We start from the raw sequence: 21,309 nt of genomic DNA, 5'->3' as shown, positions 1-21,309 counted from the left end.
AAGTTGTTGATATTATTGAAGCGTAAGTTATAGTTTTTATTTATAATTATTAATTTTTTAAAAGTATATTTTTCTTGTTTACGGAAATCCGTAATGTTTTTTCAAATTTTATAATAAAATTTGCCAGATCATTAAAATTTTATATTTTTAATTCTTACAAACCAAATGATTGATGAAGAAAAATTTAACTCCTCGGCTATTATTAATAGCCTCTATGCTCGTATTATTTTCTTGCCGGAATGACGAAGATCTCATTTCTCCCGTCGAAAAAGAAACTTCCCAAAATGCTTTGCTCAAAGAAGGAAGCTCCCTGAGCCTCTGGAAAGAAGACGAAACCTACATCCGCAAAGTACAGGAAGTATATGCCCAATATGCAGATGAAAATTATATTTTCAGCACCCATGGAACCATCTTATGGGAATATGCCATGACAATGGATACCTTTAATGAAAACTATCTTATAGCCCCGGTAGTGAAAGACGGAAAAGTGATAAAGACATTGGAAGTATTCCGGGTAAAAGGTAAAGTATATTTTCAGTTTTCAGATAAAGATCCGGATGCAAACGATTTCTTCCAGACTCTTGTCTTTACGGAAAGAGATAAGATAAGTGCTTCTGTTGCAGAAGGAAAATACACATCCAAATCGGGTACCATAAGCACACCTATATGCAGGAAATTTATCCTTACAGTAGGATATGTAGATGGAGCCGGTGGTGAACAATACCCTATACAAGAAACTAAAACTATCTGTAAATTTGTAGAAACAGCCTTGCCAGATTCCGATTGTCTGGGAGATGTAGATCCTATAACAGGGGAATGTGGTGGCGGAGGTACAGGAGGAGCAGGAGGATATAATTATCCCGACCCTCCGGATACGGATGAAGATCCTTGTGAGAAATTGAAAGCACAGACTAGCAATTTCATTTTTAAAGAAAACGTTACAACGCTTGAAGGAAAAACGGGAGAGAGTTATGAAAGTGGTTTTAGAATTAGTAATTTAGGGCAAAGCCAATTGTTACAAAATAAACCCGGATCTCAGCAAGTAGATATGAAAGTATTCTCTAATACAGTTATTTTAATGCATTCTCATTATGATGGATTATATCCTATATTTTCACCAGGAGACATTATATTTTTTAACCAATGGATTGTTTGGGCTCAAAACTGGAACGCAATAGCGACAAATACACCTAAAATACCTTTAAATAACCTTACATTTACTTTGGTAACAAGTAATGGCAATTATTCATTTACCTTTGATGGAACATCTACAAATGCTTTTCCTAATTATACACAACAACAAATGGATGATTTGAATGATAAATATATAAAGTTATTAAGCAAAGCTAAAACCATTACAAATGTAAGTGGAGAGGTAATTTTTAATATGGAAAAACTAGAAGAAGAATTTTTGAAGTTTATGGATAAAGAAATGAACATGATAGGAATAAAATTATACAAAACCACAGACACAGGAAATTCAGAACTAAAACTAGTAAATGGAAATAGAGAAAAAAACGATTGTCCTCAATAAAAAATAAAAAATTATGAAACAAATATTATTAATACTGATTTCAATTTTTACCATTTCATGTAATGCACAAGTTTATCCTTTAAATTATCAGGATGATGTTCCCGACGGTGCTTACTATAAAGACTTGGACAATGAATTAGATAAATATGTTGGAACATGGAAAGGCACATGGAGTGGCAAAACCTTATATTTGGATCTAAGAAAAGTTAAATATCATTATACGGGAAATCAATCATATTATGAAGATAAAATTTTCGGTGAAAGAAAGGTTATCGCATCCGATGGTACTATTGAGATTGACAGAATTACAAATTTTGATATTCAATCACCGGAATTTAGAGGTATTGAGACTAGTTTAAAAAATGGAAATTGGAAAAGACTTTATTTTAATCCTAAAAATATGTGCAACAAAAAAGCTACTTTAGATATCACCAGTTTTACAGGAAACCAAATGACATTACATTTTGAATATCTTCCAAGCATTTATGATGAGAATTGTCAGCATAATGCCTATGTAGATCAGTATGGAGATTTTCCAATAAACTTTCCTAAAGATATTGTGTTGACAAAACAGTAAAAAGCAAAACCTCCAAAACTGGAGGTTTCACTTATTCAAAACACATATTATGAAACAGATATTTTTAATACTACTTTCAGTCGTTACAATTTCATGTAATGCTCAGATTTATCCATTAAATACATCACCAAGTGATATTCCAGATAACGCTTATATAAAAGATACAAACAATGAATTTGACAAGTATGTAGGCTTATGGAAAGGAACTTGGGATGGCAAAACTTTATATTTAGAGTTAAGAAAAGAAAAATATTACTATAATGGAAGTCATCCTTTCTATGCGGATAAAATATTAGGAGAGCGAAAGGTAGTAGCATCCGATGGAATAGTACAAATAGATAGAATTTCTAATTTTGGTAATGAAGGGGCAGAGTTTAGCGGTATTGGGATAAGTTTGAAAAATACTAATTGGAAAAGATTATATTTTTACCCTAAAAATATGTGCGGGAAAACAGGAACTCTTGATATTACAAGTTTTACAGGCAATCAAATGACATTACATTTTGAATATCTTCCAAGTATTATTGATGAAAACTGCCAACATAATGCTTATGTTGATCAGTATGGTGATTTTCCTATTAATTTTCCTAAGGATATTACATTAACTAAACAATAACTAGACCTCCCTATTTGTGGGAGGTTTATTTTTAAAAATGTTTTAAACTATATGGAGTAGTCTACAGAAATTCCAGATTAATTGGTAAATGGAATATGAAAGTATCATTGTTACTTTCACAGTAGGGTATGTAGAGGGAGTCGGTGGTGAACAATACCCTATACAATAAACGAAAACCATCTGCAAATTTGTAGAAGTAGTCTTGCCGGATTCCGATTGTCTGGGAGATGTAGATCCTATAACAGGGGAATGTGGTGGCGGAGGTACAGGAGGAGCAGGAGGATATAATTATCCCAACCCTCCGGATACGGATGAAGATCTTTGTGAGATATTAAAAAATAAAAATCTAAGTTTTGACTACAAAGAAAAATAACTGAGCTTAAAAAAAATTCTGTTTTAAGCCAAAAGAAAGAATCTGGTTATTCTGAAAGCAAAAGCGGAATTTTCACGGAGCTAGAGGAAGCTTCATCTACGGATAGTTCAGACGGTCTTAAAGTACCTGTATCTCCGGATACTAAAGGATATATCCATACTCATCAGAATGATTATGAGACAGGAAATACTGATGGAAATGGTAGTCCCGAGATAAGACAACCTATCAGAATGTTCTCTCCAGCAGATGTAAATACATTAATGACTATGGCTGGTTTTGTAACTGATGGGAATTATAGTCAACTATATGGAACAATGGTCTCCAGTTACGGAAATTATACCATTGTGTTTACAGGTACACCCTCAGATATTAAGGTAGGCTTTGATACTCAACAATGGAAAGACGATTATATTAATTATAGAAAAAATAATCCATATTGGTCATTTGAAAAGATATTTCTTACTTTTTTAAAAGATAAAATGAATGTAAAAGGGGTTGATTTATATAAAATAAAAAATGACTTTAGTATCCAAAAGAAAACATTAAATTCAAATAACCAAATAGAATCCACTGATTGTCCTCAATAACTAAAACATACAACAATGAAAAACAGATTATTTATCATCATATTATTTTTAACAATTGTTTCTTGCAAAGCACAGGTAGTAGGAACTTTAGAACAATTTGAGGAATGTGCAAGTCGTCCTAATCATGATGAAGGTTGTCCAGATTTAGAAAATATTACCTATGCAAAAGATACGAATAATAGATTGAATCCGTTTGTTGGAACTTGGAAAGGTGTATTCGGAGGTAAACAATATGAAATAAAACTTGAAAAAAAGTTACAAGTAGGAGAAGGCACGGTAAAATGGGATAGGATTATTGGCAGAATGTTAGTAAAAGATAGTTCTGGAAATATTATTTATAACTCCATGGATAAACCTGATAATAATACTTTTTTTTCAGGATACAACTTTCAACATAGAGCTTATATAATGGATTTTTTTGGAAATGTTGAATATTGTAATGATAGTGGTGTTGTTTTCATAGAAATAAGTCAAAATAATCCTAACATTATGTATTTAAGTTTTGATAGAGATAAGGGGGCATTTGATCCTGTAAAGTGTCCAAATTATTCAACTTTTGTTCCGTTGTTACCAAAAACTAAAATGACATTGACGAAGCAATAAACCATACCTCCTATTTGTGGGAGGTTTGTCATTACAAATACTTTATTAAATATTTGTATAGACGGGTAAACATACAAATTTTAAAAGTATAGAAAACCATTACATAATGGTTTTTTATTTCTAAGTAAATCACTATTTTTGAATCATGATTAAAGCAAGAAATATCCATAAATCATATGGGAATTTAGAAGTATTAAAAGGAGTCGATATTCATATAAAAGTAGGAGAAGTTGTTTCTATTGTTGGCGAATCCGGAGCTGGAAAATCTACACTTTTGCAGATTTTAGGAACGTTGGATCTTCCTACAAATTCGAAAAATTTTGATACTGAAATAACGATTGCAGGAGAGTCTTTCATTAATATGAACGATAAGCAGCTTTCTAAATTCAGAAATCAAAATATTGGTTTTGTATTTCAGTTTCATCAGTTACTTCCTGAGTTTACCGCTTTAGAAAATGTGCTACTTCCTACAAAAATTGCAGGAGCTAACGAAAAAGAAGCGATTGAGAAAGCCTATGCTTTATTTGAAGATCTGAAAATAGAACAGAGATTACATCATAAACCGAATCAATTATCCGGTGGTGAAGCACAAAGAGTTGCGGTAGCAAGAGCTTTAATTAACTCTCCAAAAATTATTTTTGCAGATGAACCTACAGGAAATTTAGATTCAAAAAATGCGGATGATCTTCACCGTCTTTTCTTTGATTTAAGAGATAAATATAACCAGACTTTTGTGATTGTAACGCATAATCCGGGTCTTGCTGAAATTACCGATCGAAAATTAGTAATGAAAGACGGAATGATTATCGAATAAACTTTCCGACAAATGATGAAACACCTTATTTTTTTATTTCTTTTCCTTATTTCCTGTTCAAAGTTTGAATCTCAGGCGAATCAGGTAATTGATTACTTACCCAAGTCAAAAATTTCGGAAATAAAGAATTATATCAAAGGAAAAAATTATAATCAAAATGTAGCTGTTTTTATCAACTTTAAAGTTCACTCTGGAAAGTACAGGTATTTTGTTTACGATCTGAAAAATAATAAGATCTTACAAAAAGCAATTGTGGCTCATGGTGACGGTTCGGTGGTGAAAAATTCAGAAGCTTTACAGTTCAGTAATATTGATGGCTCTCATCAATCATCTCTGGGTAAATATGAAATAAACGAAAGCTATACCGGAAAGTTTGGTAAGGCGTATCGATTGGATGGTTTAGATGAAACCAACAGTAATGCAAGATCAAGAGCGATCGTTCTTCATTCATATTATTGTATTCCGGATAAAGAATCAGCAAATTCAGCCTGCTTAAGTTTTGGTTGTCCAATGCTTTCAAAAAATGCATTTAATGAAACCGCAAAATATATTGACCAGTCAGAGCAGCCTATAATTTTATATGCTTTTTATTAGTTTAATTCCTTTATTCCATAAAAATGTCTATTAAGTTTTTAGCAGAAGATGACAGACCACGCGAAAAGTTTTTATCAAAAGGTAAAAATTCGCTTTCTGATTCGGAATTATTGGCTATTATTATGGGAAGCGGAAATAAAGATGAAACAGCAATTGAGTTGGCCAGAAAAATCTTAGCTTCAGTTAATAACAATTGGCATCAGTTAAGTTTACTTTCCTTAAAAGATTTGATGAAGTTTAAAGGAGTAGGAGAAGTAAAAGCTATTTCCATCATTACCGCTTTGGAAATTGGAAGAAGAAGGGCTAATCAAGAGATTCCTGAGAAACCAATTATATCGAACAGCAATGATGCCTATCTTATTTTGAAAAATCATTTGTCAGATTTAAGAACCGAAGAATTCTGGGCTATATTCTTAAATCAAAGCAATAAGGTTATTCATCTTACGCAATTGACACAGGGAGGAATAAACCAATCGATGGTAGATGTAAGAGTCTTGTTTAGAACAGCCTTAGAGCATTTTTCTACAGGAATTATTATCGCTCATAATCATCCATCCGGAAATTTAAAACCAAGCAGAGAAGATATTGATATTACACAAAAAATAAAAGAAGCCGGAAAACTATTGAGCATCCAGTTATTGGATCATTTAGTGATTACACAGAATTCATATGCCAGTTTCTCAGACGAAGGATTATTATGATTAGGAGATTAAAATATCACGAAATAGATTTTAAAAAATATTCTGATTGTCTTGAAAATTCTCAACAGAGAAAGTATTCTGCAACAAAAGATTTTTTAGATATTACCTCAGGAAAGCAATGGGAAGCATTAGTTTACAATGATTATGAAGCCGTAATGCCTGTTCCTTTTGTGATAAAATATGGTGTTAAAATCGTACACAATCCAAGACTTTGTCAGCAATTAGGAGTATTTTCTTCTAAGGACGACATTAAAATAAATGAAGATTTTCTCAATTATTTAAAGGAAAATTATTTAGTCCGAATTTATACATTTAATGATGCAAATCATTTTAATTCAACAATTGAATCAAAAAATAATTTTCTGATTTTTCCTGATGTATATGAGAAAGTATATGCTAAATATTCACCAAAAAGAAAAAGAAAACTAAGATTAGATGAAGAGGTTTTGCAATATTCTGAGATAAAAGAAATCACTTATGATGAAGCAAAAAACTTTATTAAAACTAATTTTATTGGAGCCAAAAGCGAAAGTGATAAGCTGAGTTTTATGAAAATTTTTGAATTATTTTTCGCAATGAATTTTCTAAAATTTTCTGCTTTTTATTACAAATCTAAAATCATTAATATTATTGTAACTTTTTGTGATAAAGATGCTATTGCACTTTTAGGCACTTTTAATGATAAAGAATACGTGAAGTTATCAGGAGCTTCTGTATTAATTGACAAGGCAATTAAAGAAAATATCGAAACTCACATCTTTGATTTTGAAGGTGGAAGTCTTCCCAATATTGAGGAGTTTTTCAGAGGTTTTCGTCCTGAATTAAAGCCCTATAGTATTATAGAGAGTTCTAAGAAAGAACTTTTTAAGACTCTTTTTAAACTTATTTTTAATGGTAAGTTCTTTAAAAATTGAGGCAATTAATTATTTAGATTCATTCTAATTGGCGTATTATTTTGTAACTTTAGAGTAAATTATTACATAGAATCTGATGTTGAAGCAAATCCGAAATTATAAACTTCCCTATATTATTTACAATTTCTTTAATAAGAGTAAATTAAAACATAATATTCCTTTATATAAAAAATACGGGATCAACAAAAATTACTTCTCAAGTATTTCAAGCAAAGACTTTGCCCATCTTCCTGAAAATGAAAGAAAAATAAATTTACATAAATTAACAGAAACTGCTTTCTACAAAAACCTTACAGAAGAAAATAAAAGCAGTGTAAATAGTTTCGACGATAAAGGATATTTGATCCTAAGGAATTATCTAAGTCCTGAAACTGCTGATCAAATCAACATAGAAATTGATAAATTGATGGCAGAAGGAACCATAAAATTCCGATATGGAGGGAAATTAATGTTCGTTATTCATCATTCTGAAATCATTAAAAATATTGGAGATAATAAAGAATTATTAGAATTCCTTTCTGTACTCATTGATGGACAAGCCAAACTATTTCAAAGTATTAATTTCATTAACGGAAGTCAGCAAAAGACACATTCCGACAGTATTCACATGACAACTTATCCTTTAGGTGGACTTTTGGGAGTCTGGATCGCACTGGAAGATATTGATGAAAATAATGGAGCTCTTCATTACATTCCGGAAAGTCATAAGTTACCCTATTTTTTAAATTCGGACTACGATAATGAAGGGGATGGAATCAGAATAGGTAAGAAAAGTTATAAAGCTTATGAAGAATTTCTTGAAGAGAAAGTAAAAGAATTAGGACTAAAAAAAGAAGTATTCAGAGCAAAAAAAGGTGACTTATTAATCTGGCATGCGAATATTTTGCATGGTGGTGAACCTCATTTGGATAAATCAAGAACGAGAAAAAGTCTTGTGTATCACTATTTTGATGAAAATAGCGTTTGTTATCATGAAGTGACGCAACGACCTGCACTTTTTGAGATATAAAAATATATAGTAGAATTTTAAATTATCAGATACCATCAAGAATGCTGAAAAAAGCCAATTCTCTTTTTACTTATTTCCTTTATATCTATTTATGTATAATGTCTTACTATTTATATACGCATCAGTATTATAACGTAGACATAGAAGCTTATATGGGTTTGGTATATAAAGCAGAGTATCCTGAGATGGAAATAAAGGAGATTCATGAAAAAGTATATGCTGAACTAAAGGAGAAAAATCCAGGACATTTTTTATATGACTTATCTCACGAAGAGATTGCAAAAGGAGAAAATACCTATTATAAAGTATTAGCAGAAAACCCGAGAGCATATGAAGAAGAACTGCAACTTTTTTCTGTGAAGCCTTTTTTTAATTTCGTTAATTCAATATTTTTCAAGTTGGGTTTTGAAGCTTCAACTTCCATATTTTTAGTATCTATTATTACCTATGTTCTTATTCTACTTTTAGTTTTTAGATTTCTGACTAAAGTTTTAAATAATCAAAGTCTTGCGGTATTCATTACAATTATTCTATCATTATTTAAACCTCTTTTAGAATCCAGTAGACACGCTTCTCCTGATAATTTAGCATGTTTTTTACTTTTATTAAGTTTCTATTGCTTTATTATCAAACGGAACTTTCTTTGGGCAACTATTGTTGCGATGTTATGCATCTTAACAAGACCAGAATACTATATTTTTTATTCCTTTATTTTAATATTCCTATTTTTTTATAGAAAAAAAACTGGAGTTTCTTTACGTAATTGGGGTTTTTCTTGCATGTATTTAAGCTTATCTTTTTTTCTGATCCAATATTTTAATCAGATTTCTTGGTCGACCTTATTTATGAATCAATTCACCAAAGTCCAGATTTACCCAATTTCTAATCCCGATCCTTTTTATTTTTCTTCTTATTATAATTTTATAAAGAGTAATATATTACTTGAGTTCAATGGCTCTTATTTTCCAATTTTATTGCTGTTCATTATTATCATCCTTGCAAGTAAGTTCAATTTTAAAAATCCTAAACTTCAGTTTTACAGTTTATTTTTTGCCTGTATTTACCTCTCTGTTTTTATAAGATTTTTAATATTTCCTAGTTTAGTAAACAGAATGATGTTAGGGTATTATCTTCTTATAATTTTAGCTTTAATTTATATCCAATTCTCAGAAAAAGATATTTTAAATAAGAAAAATATTGAAATCAGTTATTCTTCATAAGACTATTGAATATTACCTTTATATAAATTTAAATGCTTTGGTTATTTAGAAGGTAAATTCAGAAAATATTAGTAATTTTGCTACCTCAAATTATGACAAATTTTTCAGGATATCTGCCGTATGCATTTGCATTAATTATTGCAATCCCTTTCTTGGTTTTACTAAGACAGTTTGTATTCACTTATATTAGGCTTAAAGAGCAGGAAATTAGATTACTTACTGTAAAATCAAACTCTGAAAATAAGACTCAGGCGTATGAAAGAATGACCTTGTTTTTGGAAAGAATAAAACCTTCTAACTTGGTTCAGAGATTCAATAAAGATCTTGCAAGTCACGAATTTATTTTCCTTACTGAAAAGACAATCAATGAAGAATTTGAATATAACTCTTCTCAGCAATTATATGTTACGAAAAATTCATGGCAGAATATTGTTGATTCTAAAAATGCTGTAATAGATTTGCTTCACAAAACATATGATGGCTTGAACGGAAATGCTAACCTTGAAGAATTCAAGACCATTTTCATCATGAATTATATGGAAAATGAAGACTATATCTCAACAACCATTGAAGATTTAAGACGAGAAATTCTAATAATAGCTTAACTAAAAAATAAAATTTTAAATAAAATGATTCCAAATTTTAAAGCACATCCATGGCATGGGATTTCTGCGGGAGAAGATGCGCCAAATGTTGTAAATGTTTTCGTGGAGATCGTTCCTTCAGACACTATTAAATACGAAGTAGATAAAGAAACAGGGTTTTTAAAGGTTGACAGACCTCAAAAATTCTCAAATATCATTCCTGCATTATATGGTTTTGTTCCAAGAACATACTGTGATACAGCTGTAATGAACTTAGCAATCGAAAGAGGAGCTAATGACGTTACGATGGGAGATCATGACCCGCTTGACATTTGTGTTTTGAGCTCTCACAACATTCATTCAGGAGGACTATTGATGGAAGCTATTCCAATCGGTGGATTTAAAATGATTGATGGAGGAGAAGCTGATGATAAAATCGTTGCGGTAATGATAGGTGACCACGCTTTTGGACATTACAGAGATATTACTGAATTACCTGAAGCTGAAGTTAAGAGATTAATGCACTACTTCCTAACGTATAAAAACTTACCGGATGAGCCTGCAAAATGCAGAATTCAGGAAGTTTACGGAGCAGATCATGCTAAAAAAGTAATTAAAGCTTCTCAGGAAGATTACGCAAATAACTACGGAGGATAATATCTTTCGTTAAGATAAAATTAAAGGATAAATGAAGTTTCATTTGTCCTTTTTTATTTTGTCCATTACATCTATTTTGATTATTCGTTTAATCTTAGTTTTTAGGTAGTTATCTTATTTTTTGAAAAATCCTTAAGAATTATTTATTATATTTAATTCTCTATTACCAAAAAAATATTAAACTATGGACTTATTTGTGTTAGTACCAATTTTTGGTGTCGTTGCTTTGTTATATACCTTCATTCAAAGTAACTGGGTTAGCAAGCAGGATGCCGGAAATGACAAAATGAAAGTTATCAGCGGACATATCGCTGACGGTGCAATGGCCTTTCTAAAAGCCGAGTACAAGATTTTAACTTATTTCGTAGTAATTGTAGCCATTCTTTTAGCGGTGATGGGAATGAGCAATGCCAACTCACATTGGAGTATTGGAGTTGCTTTTGCGGTAGGAGCTATATTTTCTGCTTCGGCAGGTTTTATCGGAATGAAAATCGCTACTAAAGCGAATGTAAGAACTGCAGAAGCTGCAAGAACTTCACTTTCAAAAGCGCTTAAAGTTTCTTTTACAGGAGGTTCTGTAATGGGAATGGGTGTTGCCGGATTGGCTGTTTTAGGATTAGGAGCTTTATTTTTAATTATAAAACAGATTTTTGCGCCAGATGCTACGGTAGATTCTCACGAAATGGAAAGAACCATTGAAATCTTAACCGGATTTTCTTTAGGAGCAGAATCTATTGCCCTTTTTGCAAGAGTAGGTGGTGGAATTTATACAAAAGCTGCAGATGTTGGAGCCGATTTGGTTGGAAAAGTAGAAGCGGGAATCCCGGAAGATGATCCTAGAAATCCGGCAACAATTGCAGATAACGTTGGAGATAATGTTGGAGACGTTGCAGGAATGGGTGCCGATTTATTCGGTTCTTATGTAGCTACGGTTTTAGCAACAATGGTTTTAGGAAGAGAAACCATTTCCGAAGATTCTTTTGGTGGTTTCGCACCGATTCTTCTTCCTATGCTGATTGCAGGAACGGGAATCATTTTTTCAATTATAGGAACTTTATTTGTGAGAATTAATGACAATGAAGGTTCATCTACTTCAAGTGTTCAGAATGCATTAAATCTTGGAAACTGGGGAAGTATTGTTATCACGGCGATAGCTTCGTATTTCTTGGTAACTTATATCCTCCCTGATAAAATGGTTCTAAGAGGCCAGGAATTCACTAAAATGGGCGTTTTCGGGGCAATTATGGTAGGTTTGGTTGTGGGTACATTAATGAGTATCATTACAGAATATTATACCGCAATGGGAAAAAGACCGGTTTCAAGTATTGTAAGACAATCTTCAACAGGTCATGCCACCAATATTATCGGTGGACTTTCGGTGGGAATGGAATCTACTTTGCTTCCGATTATTGTTTTAGCAGGTGGAATTTACGGTTCTTATTTATGTGCAGGATTATACGGAGTTGCCATTGCAGCTGCGGGAATGATGGCAACAACAGCGATGCAGCTAGCAATCGACGCATTTGGACCTATTGCGGACAATGCAGGAGGAATTGCCGAAATGAGTGAATTACCTAAAGAAGTACGCGAAAAAACAGATATTTTAGATGCTGTCGGAAACACTACGGCAGCTACAGGAAAAGGATTTGCAATTGCTTCAGCAGCATTGACAGCTTTAGCTTTATTTGCAGCTTTCGTAGGAATTGCAGGTATCGATGGAATTGATATTTACAGAGCCGATGTGTTGGCCGGATTATTTATCGGAGGAATGATTCCTTTTATCTTCTCTTCATTAGCTATTACAGCGGTTGGACAAGCGGCAATGGCAATGGTAGAAGAAGTTCGTAGACAGTTCAGGGAGATTCCAGGGATTTTGGAAGGAAAAGCACAACCCGAATATGAGAAATGTGTTGCGATTTCTACCGATGCTTCTATCAGAAAAATGATGCTTCCGGGAGCGATTGCGATTATTTCACCATTATTAATCGGATTTATTTTTGATCCTGAAGTATTAGGCGGATTTTTAGCGGGAGCTACCGTAAGTGGTGTTTTAATGGGGATGTTCCAGAATAATGCCGGTGGAGCTTGGGATAATGCTAAAAAATCCTTCGAAAAAGGAGTTGATATTAACGGACAAACGTATTACAAAGGCTCTGAACCTCATAAAGCTTCGGTAACAGGAGATACAGTAGGAGATCCATTTAAAGACACTTCTGGGCCTTCAATGAATATTCTAATCAAGTTAATGTCTATCGTTTCTTTGGTGATTGCTCCAACTTTGGCTACATTACATAAAGATAAAATTGAGGCCAACCGAAAAGCAAAAATTGAAGCTTTAACGGGTATTTCAGGGCTTAATTCTTCTATAAATACTCATAGTGGAACAGTTGCATTAGCTCCAAAAGAAATTAAAGGATATGTAAATGAAAATGGTGACTTTGTGTATGATACAGGCACTATTCAAGAAATTAATTTAAAAGGAGGAAAGAAAATTTCTATCGGTGAAGGAAGTCAATTGTATCAACTGTATAATTCTTTAAAACAAAAAGACAAAAGAATTTTAGATCCTAATAATTGGTATACAATCGAGAATCTTTATTTTGAAACAGGTTCAAGTGATTTAAAACCTGGTTCAGAAGCTCAATTATTAAATCTGGTTGAAATCATGACTGCTTATCCGGATCTGAAAATAAAATTAGGAGGCTATACCGATAATTCAGGAAATGATGAAAGCAATCAAAAGCTTTCAAATTTAAGAGCTCAGACTGCAAAACTGAAATTGTTAGAATTAGGAATTGCTGCAGATAGAGTAGAAGCTGAAGGATATGGTGCTCAACATCCTATTTGTGCCGCAAACGATACGGATGAATGTAAAGCAAAAAACAGGAGAATTGATATAAGAGTCCTATCTTTTTAATCAATGACAACATCAAACTAAAAAGCACTGTAATCACAGTGCTTTTTTATTTTGATTATTCTGTAAATTTTCAAAGACTCTTTCTCAAATGTTCCAGAGCATCAATAATTAAATCATCTTTTTTTGCAAAACTAAATCGGATATAATCCGAATTTAATTTTGAATGATAAAATGCAGAAACCGGAAGACAGGATACTTTTTTCTCAATAGTCAGCCATTTGGAAAACTCAACATCAGTCATAGTTTTAGAAATATTTCTGAAGTTAACAATCTGGAAAAAACTTCCCTGTGCCTTTTGCTCAACCTGCAAAGGAGTATACTGAATAAGGTCATTAAAAATATCTCTTTTATTTTGCATAGCCTTTCGATTTTCTTCGGGATCAAATACTTCAAGATATTTGGCAACTGCATACTGAGCCGGAGCATTAGTACTGAAAGAAATATACTGCTGATAGCTTCTGAAATTATTTAATAAATCTTCTGCAGCAAGTAAGTAGCTTACTTTCCAGCCTGTTGCATGAAACATTTTTCCAAAAGAAAATATACAAAAGGTTCTTTTTCGTAAATCCGGATGAATAAATGAACTGTAATGCTCAATATCATCATAACAGTAAATATCATAAATCTCTTCTGAAATAAGGTATATTTCCTGATCTTTAATCAATTCATATAAGTGATTCCAATCATGCTGATTCCAGATTTTTCCGGTAGGATTTTGGGGAGAATTTACAATGATCGCCTTTGTTTTCGTTGAAATACAAGTTTTAAGTTTATCCCAATCTACCTCAAAATTATCTTCCAGATCATAATACACCGGAACACCGCCATTAATGACAATTGAAGGAGCATAAGTATAATAAGAAGGTTGAATAACAATTACTTCATCTCCTTGATTAATAATAGATTTTAGAGAAGTATATAAAGCAAATGTTGAACAAGGAACAATGTTCACTTCTTCTTTTTTTATAATAACTTTATTCTTTCTTTTAGCATTGAATTTAATGATATTATCAATCAGTAAAGCATTCCCTTCAAGAGATTCATAGCTGTGGCTAATACTGTCTGCAGATTCTTTCAGATAATATCGTAATCGACTGTCTACCTCAAAATCAGGTAATCCTAAAGACAAATCAAAACTTCCGTGCTTTTGAGAAAGCTCGGACATTTCTGTAAAAAAGGAAAAATGGCTAAACCCGTAAAGTTCTTGCATCTATTTTGCATTTAAATCAAATATAATAAATTTTAGATTCCACCAAAGAATAAATATATTTTGCTATTTTTAAGGAAATTATTTTACATGAAAAAGTTAATCATTCCGCTATTCGCTGCCGTTTTACTTACCAGTTGTGGAGCTTCAAAAGTTTCTAAAGAAAAGGCTGGTTCCTCCGTTGCTTCTCCTAAAACATATAACAAAGCTTTTCAGTCTGCTTACAAAGAGATTAAGGCAGAAGACCTAAAGAAAAACTTATATGTAATTGCTTCCGACGAAATGGAAGGGAGAGATACAGGAAGTCCCGGACAAAAAAAGGCAGGGGAATACATGATTAACTATTATAAAAACTTAGGAATTTCTTATCCTAAAGCTTTAGGATCGTATTACCAGAAGGTTCCGGCAGACTTTATGAAGAAAAGAGGAGGAGGAAATCTTCCCGATTCTGAAAACATCTTGGCATTTATCGAAGGAAGTGAAAAACCTGATGAGATTGTCGTTATTTCCGGTCATTACGATCACGTAGGAACAAGAAACGGAATCGTTTATAACGGTGCAGATGATGACGGAAGTGGAACTGTTGCCGTAATGGAAATTGCAAAAGCTTTTCAGAGTGCTAAAAAAGCTGGAAAAGGACCTAAAAGATCAATCTTATTTCTTCACGTAACTGGAGAAGAACATGGCTTGTTCGGTTCAGAATATTATACGGATAATCCCGTGTTTCCTTTGGCCAATACGGTTGTAGACCTGAACATTGATATGATTGGTCGTGATGATCCTGAGAACAGAGGAAAACAATATGTGTATGTTATCGGTTCAGATATGTTAAGCTCCCAATTAAAGGTCATTAATGAAGCTGCCAACAAAACAACCAATAACCTAGAGTTAAATTATAAGTATGATGATCCGAATGATCCACAAAGGTTATATTACAGATCAGACCACTATAATTTTGCTAAAAACAATATTCCTGTAGCATTTTTCTTTGATGGAATTCATGAAGATTACCATAAACCGACAGATGATGTAGAAAAAATTGATTACAATTTGTTAGCGAAAAGAACTCAATTGGTTTTTGCCACAGCCTGGGAATTGGCGAATAGAGCAGAAAGAATTGTAGTAGATAAAAAGTAATTGGTTTTACCATAATAATACATGTAAGAAGGCAGATTTGTAGATAAACAATTTGCCTTTTTACTTTTACATTTTGAAATGATGATTAGAGAAGCTAGAGTAGAAGACATTCCACAGATACAGATTGTAAGAAATTCAGTGAAAGAAAATACATTATCAAATCCAAATTTAGTAACTGATAAAGACTGTGAAGAGTTTTTATTTGAAAGAGGAAAGGGTTGGGTTTGTGAAATTGACAATCACATAGTTGGGTTTTCCATTGTGGATTTAAAGGAGAATAATATTTGGGCGTTATTTTTACATCCTGATTTTGAAAAGAAAGGAATCGGACGGGAACTTCATGATATAATGCTCAATTGGTATTTTGAGCAAACTCAAGAAAATATCTGGCTAGGAACTTCACCCAACACAAGAGCCGAATTTTTTTATAGGAAATCTGGTTGGAAAGAAATAGGGATTCATGGAAAAGGAGAAATAAAGTTTGAAATGACTTATAGCAATTGGAAAAACAAATAATTATGAAACAGAAAATCAAATCAATCCGACCATTTATAGGATCAGAAAATTTTGAAGTCAGCCGCAGTTTTTATAGAGATTTAGGCTTTGAAGAAATTGTATTAGAACCTAAACTATCTCTTTTCATATGGAATGAAATCGGATTTTATTTACAGGATGCCTATGTAAAAGACTGGATGGATAATACCATGCTTTTTATTGAAGTAGGGAATGTGGATGAATTCTGGACTGAACTTCAGCAATTAAATCTAGAGAAATATGAAGGAGTAAGATTAACTCCTATAAGAACAATGCCTTGGGGAAAAGAATGTTTTGTTCACGATCCGGCCGGAGTTTTATGGCATTTTGGAGAATTTTTCACGCAATAATTTGGAATAAACAAGATATGATCAGATAAAAGAATTTTTATAAAGGTGACAAATGTCAATGTTATTTTATTTTTATTAATTCTAAATAAATATAAATTTGTATCAACAAAAAAATACATAACTAGAATTTATAAAAACACATATCTAATCATATCCATATCAATTTTTGTTTTTTGAACCGGCATGCCATATTTGCCGGTTTTTATTTTTAATTCTGATACAAAGATTTCCTGTATTCAATGCCCCATTTAGCAATTTCATCAATAATAGGCTGTACAGTTCTGCCATATTCCGTTACTTCATATTCTACGGTTACAGGTTTTGTACTCAATACCGTACGTTTAATAAGATGATTGATCTCCATATCTTGAAGCTCTTTTGAAAGCATTTTTGCAGCAATCCCGTCAATTTCCCTCAATAAATCCATAAAACGCATTTTTTCACCCTGCAATAACGTTCCTAAAATATGAAATTTCCATTTGCCGGATAATATTTCCATGGCATCTTTAATGGCGTTCATTCTGTGCTTACAAACTAATGATGAATTTAAATTGGCCTCCTTTTTCATGATCTTTCAAATAATATATTCTTAATAAATGACTAAAATCCCTTACAAAAACGTAAAGAAATTAGATTTTGTAAATGTATAAAAAAATATTCAGGTAGTTTCATCGAGGAAACTGGTTTCCAAAAGGAAATGCATTGTGAAAATGTAATGTTTAAATATTAGCTTTGCAGTCAATAACAAGTATTAAAATCTTATCATGGTTAAAAGAATGATAAACTACAAGATACTAACATTCTTTTTCCTTACCTTAACTTTAGGCAGTTGTAAGGGACAGAACGATAAAAGTAAGAAAATGGAAAACAAAACTACTAACCCATTATTATGTGATCCTGCAACAGGGGTCTGTGAAACTCCAGGAGAAAAAACAGAGAATGGGCATGCAAAAACCAATGAAAAACCAGTGAAAGTTATTTATTTTACAGATCCTATCTGCTCTTCTTGTTGGGGGATCGAACCTCAATTGAGAAAGCTGAAATTAGAATACGGAAACAATGTAGAGATAGAATACAGAATGGGAGGTCTTCTTCCTGACTGGAGCTACAACAGTGGCGGAATCAACAAGCCTTCAGATGTTGCTCATCACTGGGATGAAGTAAGCGGGTATTACGATATGCCGATTGATGGAGATGTGTGGTTGAAAGATCCGTTAGATTCTTCTTATCCACCTTCAATTGCTTTTAAGGCGGCTCAGCTTCAGGATAAATATAAAGCGTTGGATTTCATGAGAGAGCTTCGCGAAATGGTATTTTTAAAGAAAAAGAATATCGCAAAATGGGAGCATATCGCTGCTGCTGCTGAAAAAGTTGGGTTAGATACCAATCAACTAAAAGCAGATTTTGAAGGAAAAGCAAAAGACCTTTTCCAGGAAGATCTGAAATTGGCAAGAGAAATGGGAGTTCGTGGTTTTCCTACTATGTTTTTTACAAACGGAGGTGGAAACAGAGAAACAGTATATGGTTCAAAGCCTTATGCATTCTATGAAACTGCGATCTTAAAAATAAATGCAGATACGAAAAAATCTGAATATTCTAAAAACTGGGAGAGTTTATTCGCAAAATATCCTTCTATGACTGCAAAGGAATTTTCAGAACTATCGGGAACGCCAAGAGTTGAAAGTGAGAAAATTTTAAATGACCTTGCTTCTAAAGGAACTCTTGAAAAATTTACGACAAAGAACGGTTCAATTTGGACTTTAAAATCGTAATTAATTTCAATCATATTTAGCAAATTTTACCAAAGATTCTTAGAATCTTTGGTATTTTTTTACAGCTACATTCCCGGCCAGTATAAGACATTGAATTTATGTCCGTCCGGATCTGAAAACCCAAATGTATATCCTTCTCCGGTTGTATATGGTGTTGTAGAAATAATACCACCTGCATTCTCAACTACTTGTACCCATTCATCTACTTCTTCTTTACTTTTAGCAGAAAGACTAAAAATGATTTCATTTTCTTCCTTTACACCTGAAAACTTCATTTTGGTATTAGTTTCGAGAATGTCTTTCAGGAAAAAATTGATGATAAAGTTATTTTCTCCAAACGAAAAACTTATTAATTCATGAGGTTTTACTGAGTTGTTTAATGTAAACCCTAATTCTTCATAAAACTTTTTCGTTCTTTCAAGATCAGTTATAGGGAGATTGGCCCAAATTTGTTTTGTTTTCATATTTGTTATATTAGTGATATTTTGATTTTAGAATGAAATTTTCAGACCAATTTCATTTTGGCTACATCAATATCCGTTTTGGCAACTTTAATCATCTCATAAGTTTAGAATTTTGTCATGTAATTTTTAAACAACAAAAAAATGAAAACAATTTTCATAACAGGTGCCTCAACAGGACTAGGAAAAACAACCGCAAAATTATTTCAAAGCAGAGGATGGAACGTCATCGCAACCATGAGAAATCCGGAAGCTGAAACAGAGCTGAATCAATTAGAAAATGTAACACTTCTTCCATTAGATGTTACCAATTTAGAGCAAATTCAGACCACAGTAAAAAAAGCACTGGAATATAGCGATATTGATTTGGTATTCAATAATGCGGGTTATGGCTTAATTGGTCCTTTAGAAGCGCTTCATGATGATCAAATCTTAAAACAATTAGATACTAATTTATTAGGTGTGATTCGTGTTACCAAAGAATTTATTCCTTACTTCAGAGAGAGAAAAAGCGGAATGTTTATTACGACAACATCCATCGGAGGATTAATTGCATTTCCATTAGGTTCAACTTATCATGCGACAAAATGGGCATTGGAAGGATGGAGCGAAAGTTTGGCGTATGAACTCAATACATTTGGAATAGATGTAAAAACAGTTTCTCCGGGTGGAATTAAAACCGATTTTATCAGCCGTTCTTTGGATATGGGTACAAAACCTGAATATCAAAAAATGGTAGATACCATGTTTTCAAATACTGAAACGATGATGGAAGGAGCTTCTGAGCCTGAACTCATTGCAGAAGTAGTATACGAGGCTGCAACAGATGGCAAAAAACAGTTGAGATATGTTGCCGGTGAAGATGCTAAAGCATTATATGCACAACGATTGGAAATGGGAGCTGAAGCATTCAGGGAACAGTTCGGAAAACAATTTATTTAATTTCAAAGTTTGAATGTCTCATAACAATGAGACATTCAAACTTAAATACAATATCACTTCTTTTTAATACCTTTAATTATGGAAAAGAAAGATAATTCTCCTTTAAAAATTTCATCGATCTCGGAACTCCATCAAATACTAAATGTTCCGAAACCGCTTCATCCACTGATTAGTCTAGTAGATAATACGGTGATGAGTGTAGATAAAGATTCTCTTTACAGAAGCTTTACGTTAGGTTTTTATAAGATTTCTTATAAATTTTCCGATAAGGGAAAAATGGGGTATGGACAAGGTTATTACGATTTCAATGAAGGAGGAATGATGTTTACAGCTCCTAATCAGGTTTTAGCTACTGATGAAAATGCAAAATATTATGGTTATACTTTATTTATTCATCCTGATTTTTTAAGGAATTATCCTTTAGCGAAAAGCATCAAAAAATATGGTTTCTTTTCTTATGATACGAATGAAGCATTGCATTTATCCGAAAAAGAAAAGACATTAATTGTAGGCATCTTGAATAATATTAATGATGAACTGAATACATCCATTGACGAAATCAGTCAGGATGTTATCATCTCTTACTTGGAAGTTTTACTCAATTACAGCAACCGTTTTTATAAAAGACAGTTCATTACACGAAAGGTAGTAAATCATGACCTTCTTTCCAGAATGGAAGATCTCTTGGAAGATTATTTTGATTCTCAGAAAACCCTTACACAAGGACTTCCAACTGTAGACTTTTTAGCTTCTGAATTGAATCTTTCATCCCATTATCTGAGTGATATGCTTCGTAATCTGACGGGCAGAAATGCCCAACAACATATTCATGAAAAACTTATAGAAAAAGCAAAGGATTATCTTACAACAACTAGTTTTTCTATATCTGAAGTGGCTTATCAATTAGGATTTGAACACTCTCAATCTTTCAATAAGTTATTTAAGAAGAAAACAGATATGACGCCTTTGAGCTATAAACAATCATTTAATTAAAATGAAAGAATCCGCTCTTTAGGAACGGATTCAGTAGATAAATACATCTCATTTTTTTAATTAGACAACAATAAAAAAGCACAGCCGACAATGCTGTGCTTAAATTTTTATAAATTTAATTGCAATTTCAAAACTGAAAAAAGCAAAATTTGATTTCATTTCAGATTTATTACATAGTAAATGTAGTAATAATTTTAATACGAAACATTAATT

At 32.4% G+C, this 21,309-nt stretch carries 24 protein-coding genes; 21 read left to right on the top strand and 3 right to left on the bottom strand.

Going from position 1 to position 21,309, the window contains the following annotated elements:
• Positions 1 to 172 precede the first annotated feature (172 nt).
• The 15 genes from RM51_RS10450 to RM51_RS10385 all read left to right on the top strand — a co-directional run bounded on the left by RM51_RS10450 (position 173) and on the right by RM51_RS10385 (position 13,700).
• Positions 173 to 1,534: a hypothetical protein gene (locus tag RM51_RS10450; RefSeq protein WP_131667067.1), complete on the top strand. Its 1,362-nt coding sequence runs from the start codon at positions 173 to 175 to the stop codon at positions 1,532 to 1,534.
• Positions 1,535 to 1,547: 13 nt separating this feature from the next.
• A complete protein-coding gene (locus RM51_RS10445) occupies positions 1,548 to 2,111 on the top strand; it encodes a DUF6705 family protein (protein WP_039368687.1) in 564 nt (187 codons plus the stop codon).
• Positions 2,112 to 2,160: 49 nt separating this feature from the next.
• Positions 2,161 to 2,727 carry a DUF6705 family protein gene (locus tag RM51_RS19125; RefSeq protein WP_052248465.1) on the top strand — a complete coding sequence of 189 codons (567 nt, stop codon included), beginning with the start codon at positions 2,161 to 2,163 and terminating at the stop codon, positions 2,725 to 2,727.
• Positions 2,728 to 2,929: 202 nt separating this feature from the next.
• Complete coding sequence (locus tag RM51_RS19490) at positions 2,930 to 3,100, top strand: hypothetical protein (protein ID WP_165584999.1); 171 nt, start codon at positions 2,930 to 2,932, stop codon at positions 3,098 to 3,100.
• 230 nt (positions 3,101 to 3,330) lie between these two features.
• Entirely contained in the window at positions 3,331 to 3,687 is a 357-nt protein-coding gene (locus RM51_RS19120; protein WP_131667066.1) for a hypothetical protein, read from the top strand.
• Between the two features lie 15 nt (positions 3,688 to 3,702).
• The gene (locus RM51_RS10430) at positions 3,703 to 4,290 is read left to right on the top strand and encodes a DUF6705 family protein (RefSeq protein WP_039368684.1); all 588 of its coding nucleotides are present in this window, start codon (positions 3,703 to 3,705) and stop codon (positions 4,288 to 4,290) included.
• Between the two features lie 145 nt (positions 4,291 to 4,435).
• Positions 4,436 to 5,104 carry an ABC transporter ATP-binding protein gene (locus RM51_RS10425; protein ID WP_039368683.1) on the top strand — a complete coding sequence of 223 codons (669 nt, stop codon included), beginning with the start codon at positions 4,436 to 4,438 and terminating at the stop codon, positions 5,102 to 5,104.
• A gap of 12 nt (positions 5,105 to 5,116) precedes the next feature.
• Complete coding sequence (locus RM51_RS10420) at positions 5,117 to 5,698, top strand: murein L,D-transpeptidase catalytic domain-containing protein (RefSeq protein ID WP_039368680.1); 582 nt, start codon at positions 5,117 to 5,119, stop codon at positions 5,696 to 5,698.
• A 23-nt stretch (positions 5,699 to 5,721) separates the two neighbouring features.
• The gene (radC, locus tag RM51_RS10415) at positions 5,722 to 6,399 is read left to right on the top strand and encodes a RadC family protein (protein ID WP_039368678.1); all 678 of its coding nucleotides are present in this window, start codon (positions 5,722 to 5,724) and stop codon (positions 6,397 to 6,399) included.
• Positions 6,396 to 7,313: a hypothetical protein gene (locus RM51_RS10410; RefSeq protein ID WP_052248463.1), complete on the top strand. Its 918-nt coding sequence runs from the start codon at positions 6,396 to 6,398 to the stop codon at positions 7,311 to 7,313. The genes radC and RM51_RS10410 overlap by 4 nt, the downstream gene beginning before the upstream one ends.
• A gap of 76 nt (positions 7,314 to 7,389) precedes the next feature.
• The gene (locus tag RM51_RS10405; RefSeq protein ID WP_039368675.1) at positions 7,390 to 8,322 is read left to right on the top strand and encodes a phytanoyl-CoA dioxygenase family protein; all 933 of its coding nucleotides are present in this window, start codon (positions 7,390 to 7,392) and stop codon (positions 8,320 to 8,322) included.
• Between the two features lie 98 nt (positions 8,323 to 8,420).
• On the top strand, positions 8,421 to 9,542 hold the full coding sequence (locus tag RM51_RS10400) for an ArnT family glycosyltransferase (RefSeq protein WP_165584998.1): 1,122 nt from the start codon (positions 8,421 to 8,423) through the stop codon (positions 9,540 to 9,542).
• A gap of 92 nt (positions 9,543 to 9,634) precedes the next feature.
• The gene (locus RM51_RS10395; RefSeq protein ID WP_039368667.1) at positions 9,635 to 10,147 is read left to right on the top strand and encodes a DUF7935 family protein; all 513 of its coding nucleotides are present in this window, start codon (positions 9,635 to 9,637) and stop codon (positions 10,145 to 10,147) included.
• A 24-nt stretch (positions 10,148 to 10,171) separates the two neighbouring features.
• The gene (locus RM51_RS10390) at positions 10,172 to 10,783 is read left to right on the top strand and encodes an inorganic pyrophosphatase (protein WP_039368665.1); all 612 of its coding nucleotides are present in this window, start codon (positions 10,172 to 10,174) and stop codon (positions 10,781 to 10,783) included.
• Between the two features lie 184 nt (positions 10,784 to 10,967).
• Entirely contained in the window at positions 10,968 to 13,700 is a 2,733-nt protein-coding gene (locus RM51_RS10385) for a sodium-translocating pyrophosphatase (RefSeq protein ID WP_039368662.1), read from the top strand.
• Positions 13,701 to 13,770: 70 nt separating this feature from the next.
• On the opposite strand, the gene RM51_RS10380 is transcribed toward RM51_RS10385, so the two are convergent.
• Positions 13,771 to 14,910 carry an aminotransferase class I/II-fold pyridoxal phosphate-dependent enzyme gene (locus tag RM51_RS10380; RefSeq protein WP_039368657.1) on the bottom strand — a complete coding sequence of 380 codons (1,140 nt, stop codon included), beginning with the start codon at positions 14,908 to 14,910 and terminating at the stop codon, positions 13,771 to 13,773.
• A gap of 87 nt (positions 14,911 to 14,997) precedes the next feature.
• Here RM51_RS10380 and RM51_RS10375 point away from each other — a divergent pair, with 87 nt between their 5' ends.
• The 3 genes from RM51_RS10375 to RM51_RS10365 all read left to right on the top strand — a co-directional run bounded on the left by RM51_RS10375 (position 14,998) and on the right by RM51_RS10365 (position 16,928).
• Positions 14,998 to 16,044, top strand: a complete 1,047-nt coding sequence (locus tag RM51_RS10375) for a M28 family metallopeptidase (protein WP_039368653.1) — start codon at positions 14,998 to 15,000, stop codon at positions 16,042 to 16,044.
• A 78-nt stretch (positions 16,045 to 16,122) separates the two neighbouring features.
• On the top strand, positions 16,123 to 16,560 hold the full coding sequence (locus RM51_RS10370) for a GNAT family N-acetyltransferase (RefSeq protein ID WP_039368650.1): 438 nt from the start codon (positions 16,123 to 16,125) through the stop codon (positions 16,558 to 16,560).
• Positions 16,561 to 16,562: 2 nt separating this feature from the next.
• On the top strand, positions 16,563 to 16,928 hold the full coding sequence (locus RM51_RS10365; protein ID WP_039368647.1) for a VOC family protein: 366 nt from the start codon (positions 16,563 to 16,565) through the stop codon (positions 16,926 to 16,928).
• A gap of 208 nt (positions 16,929 to 17,136) precedes the next feature.
• Here RM51_RS10365 and RM51_RS10360 read toward each other — a convergent pair whose 3' ends face one another.
• Positions 17,137 to 17,496 (bottom strand): winged helix-turn-helix transcriptional regulator, encoded by a 360-nt coding sequence (locus RM51_RS10360; protein ID WP_039368644.1) that lies wholly within the window; start codon positions 17,494 to 17,496, stop codon positions 17,137 to 17,139.
• 292 nt (positions 17,497 to 17,788) lie between these two features.
• Here RM51_RS10360 and RM51_RS10355 point away from each other — a divergent pair, with 292 nt between their 5' ends.
• Positions 17,789 to 18,700: a ClpXP adapter SpxH family protein gene (locus tag RM51_RS10355; RefSeq protein ID WP_039368830.1), complete on the top strand. Its 912-nt coding sequence runs from the start codon at positions 17,789 to 17,791 to the stop codon at positions 18,698 to 18,700.
• Between the two features lie 65 nt (positions 18,701 to 18,765).
• Here RM51_RS10355 and RM51_RS10350 read toward each other — a convergent pair whose 3' ends face one another.
• On the bottom strand, positions 18,766 to 19,164 hold the full coding sequence (locus RM51_RS10350; protein ID WP_039368641.1) for a VOC family protein: 399 nt from the start codon (positions 19,162 to 19,164) through the stop codon (positions 18,766 to 18,768).
• A 141-nt stretch (positions 19,165 to 19,305) separates the two neighbouring features.
• Between RM51_RS10350 and RM51_RS10345 the strand changes: the two genes are divergently transcribed.
• Together RM51_RS10345 and RM51_RS10340 are read left to right on the top strand one after the other, a co-directional pair.
• Entirely contained in the window at positions 19,306 to 20,103 is a 798-nt protein-coding gene (locus RM51_RS10345; RefSeq protein ID WP_039368637.1) for an SDR family oxidoreductase, read from the top strand.
• Between the two features lie 78 nt (positions 20,104 to 20,181).
• On the top strand, positions 20,182 to 21,096 hold the full coding sequence (locus RM51_RS10340) for a helix-turn-helix domain-containing protein (protein ID WP_039368634.1): 915 nt from the start codon (positions 20,182 to 20,184) through the stop codon (positions 21,094 to 21,096).
• Positions 21,097 to 21,309 lie beyond the last annotated feature (213 nt).

The sequence above is a fragment of the Chryseobacterium taiwanense genome, from assembly GCF_000813825.1.
Lineage (GTDB): Bacteria > Bacteroidota > Bacteroidia > Flavobacteriales > Weeksellaceae > Chryseobacterium > Chryseobacterium taiwanense.
The sequence above is the reverse complement of the archived record's forward strand: the minus strand, read 5'-3'. Positions and strand labels throughout refer to the sequence as shown.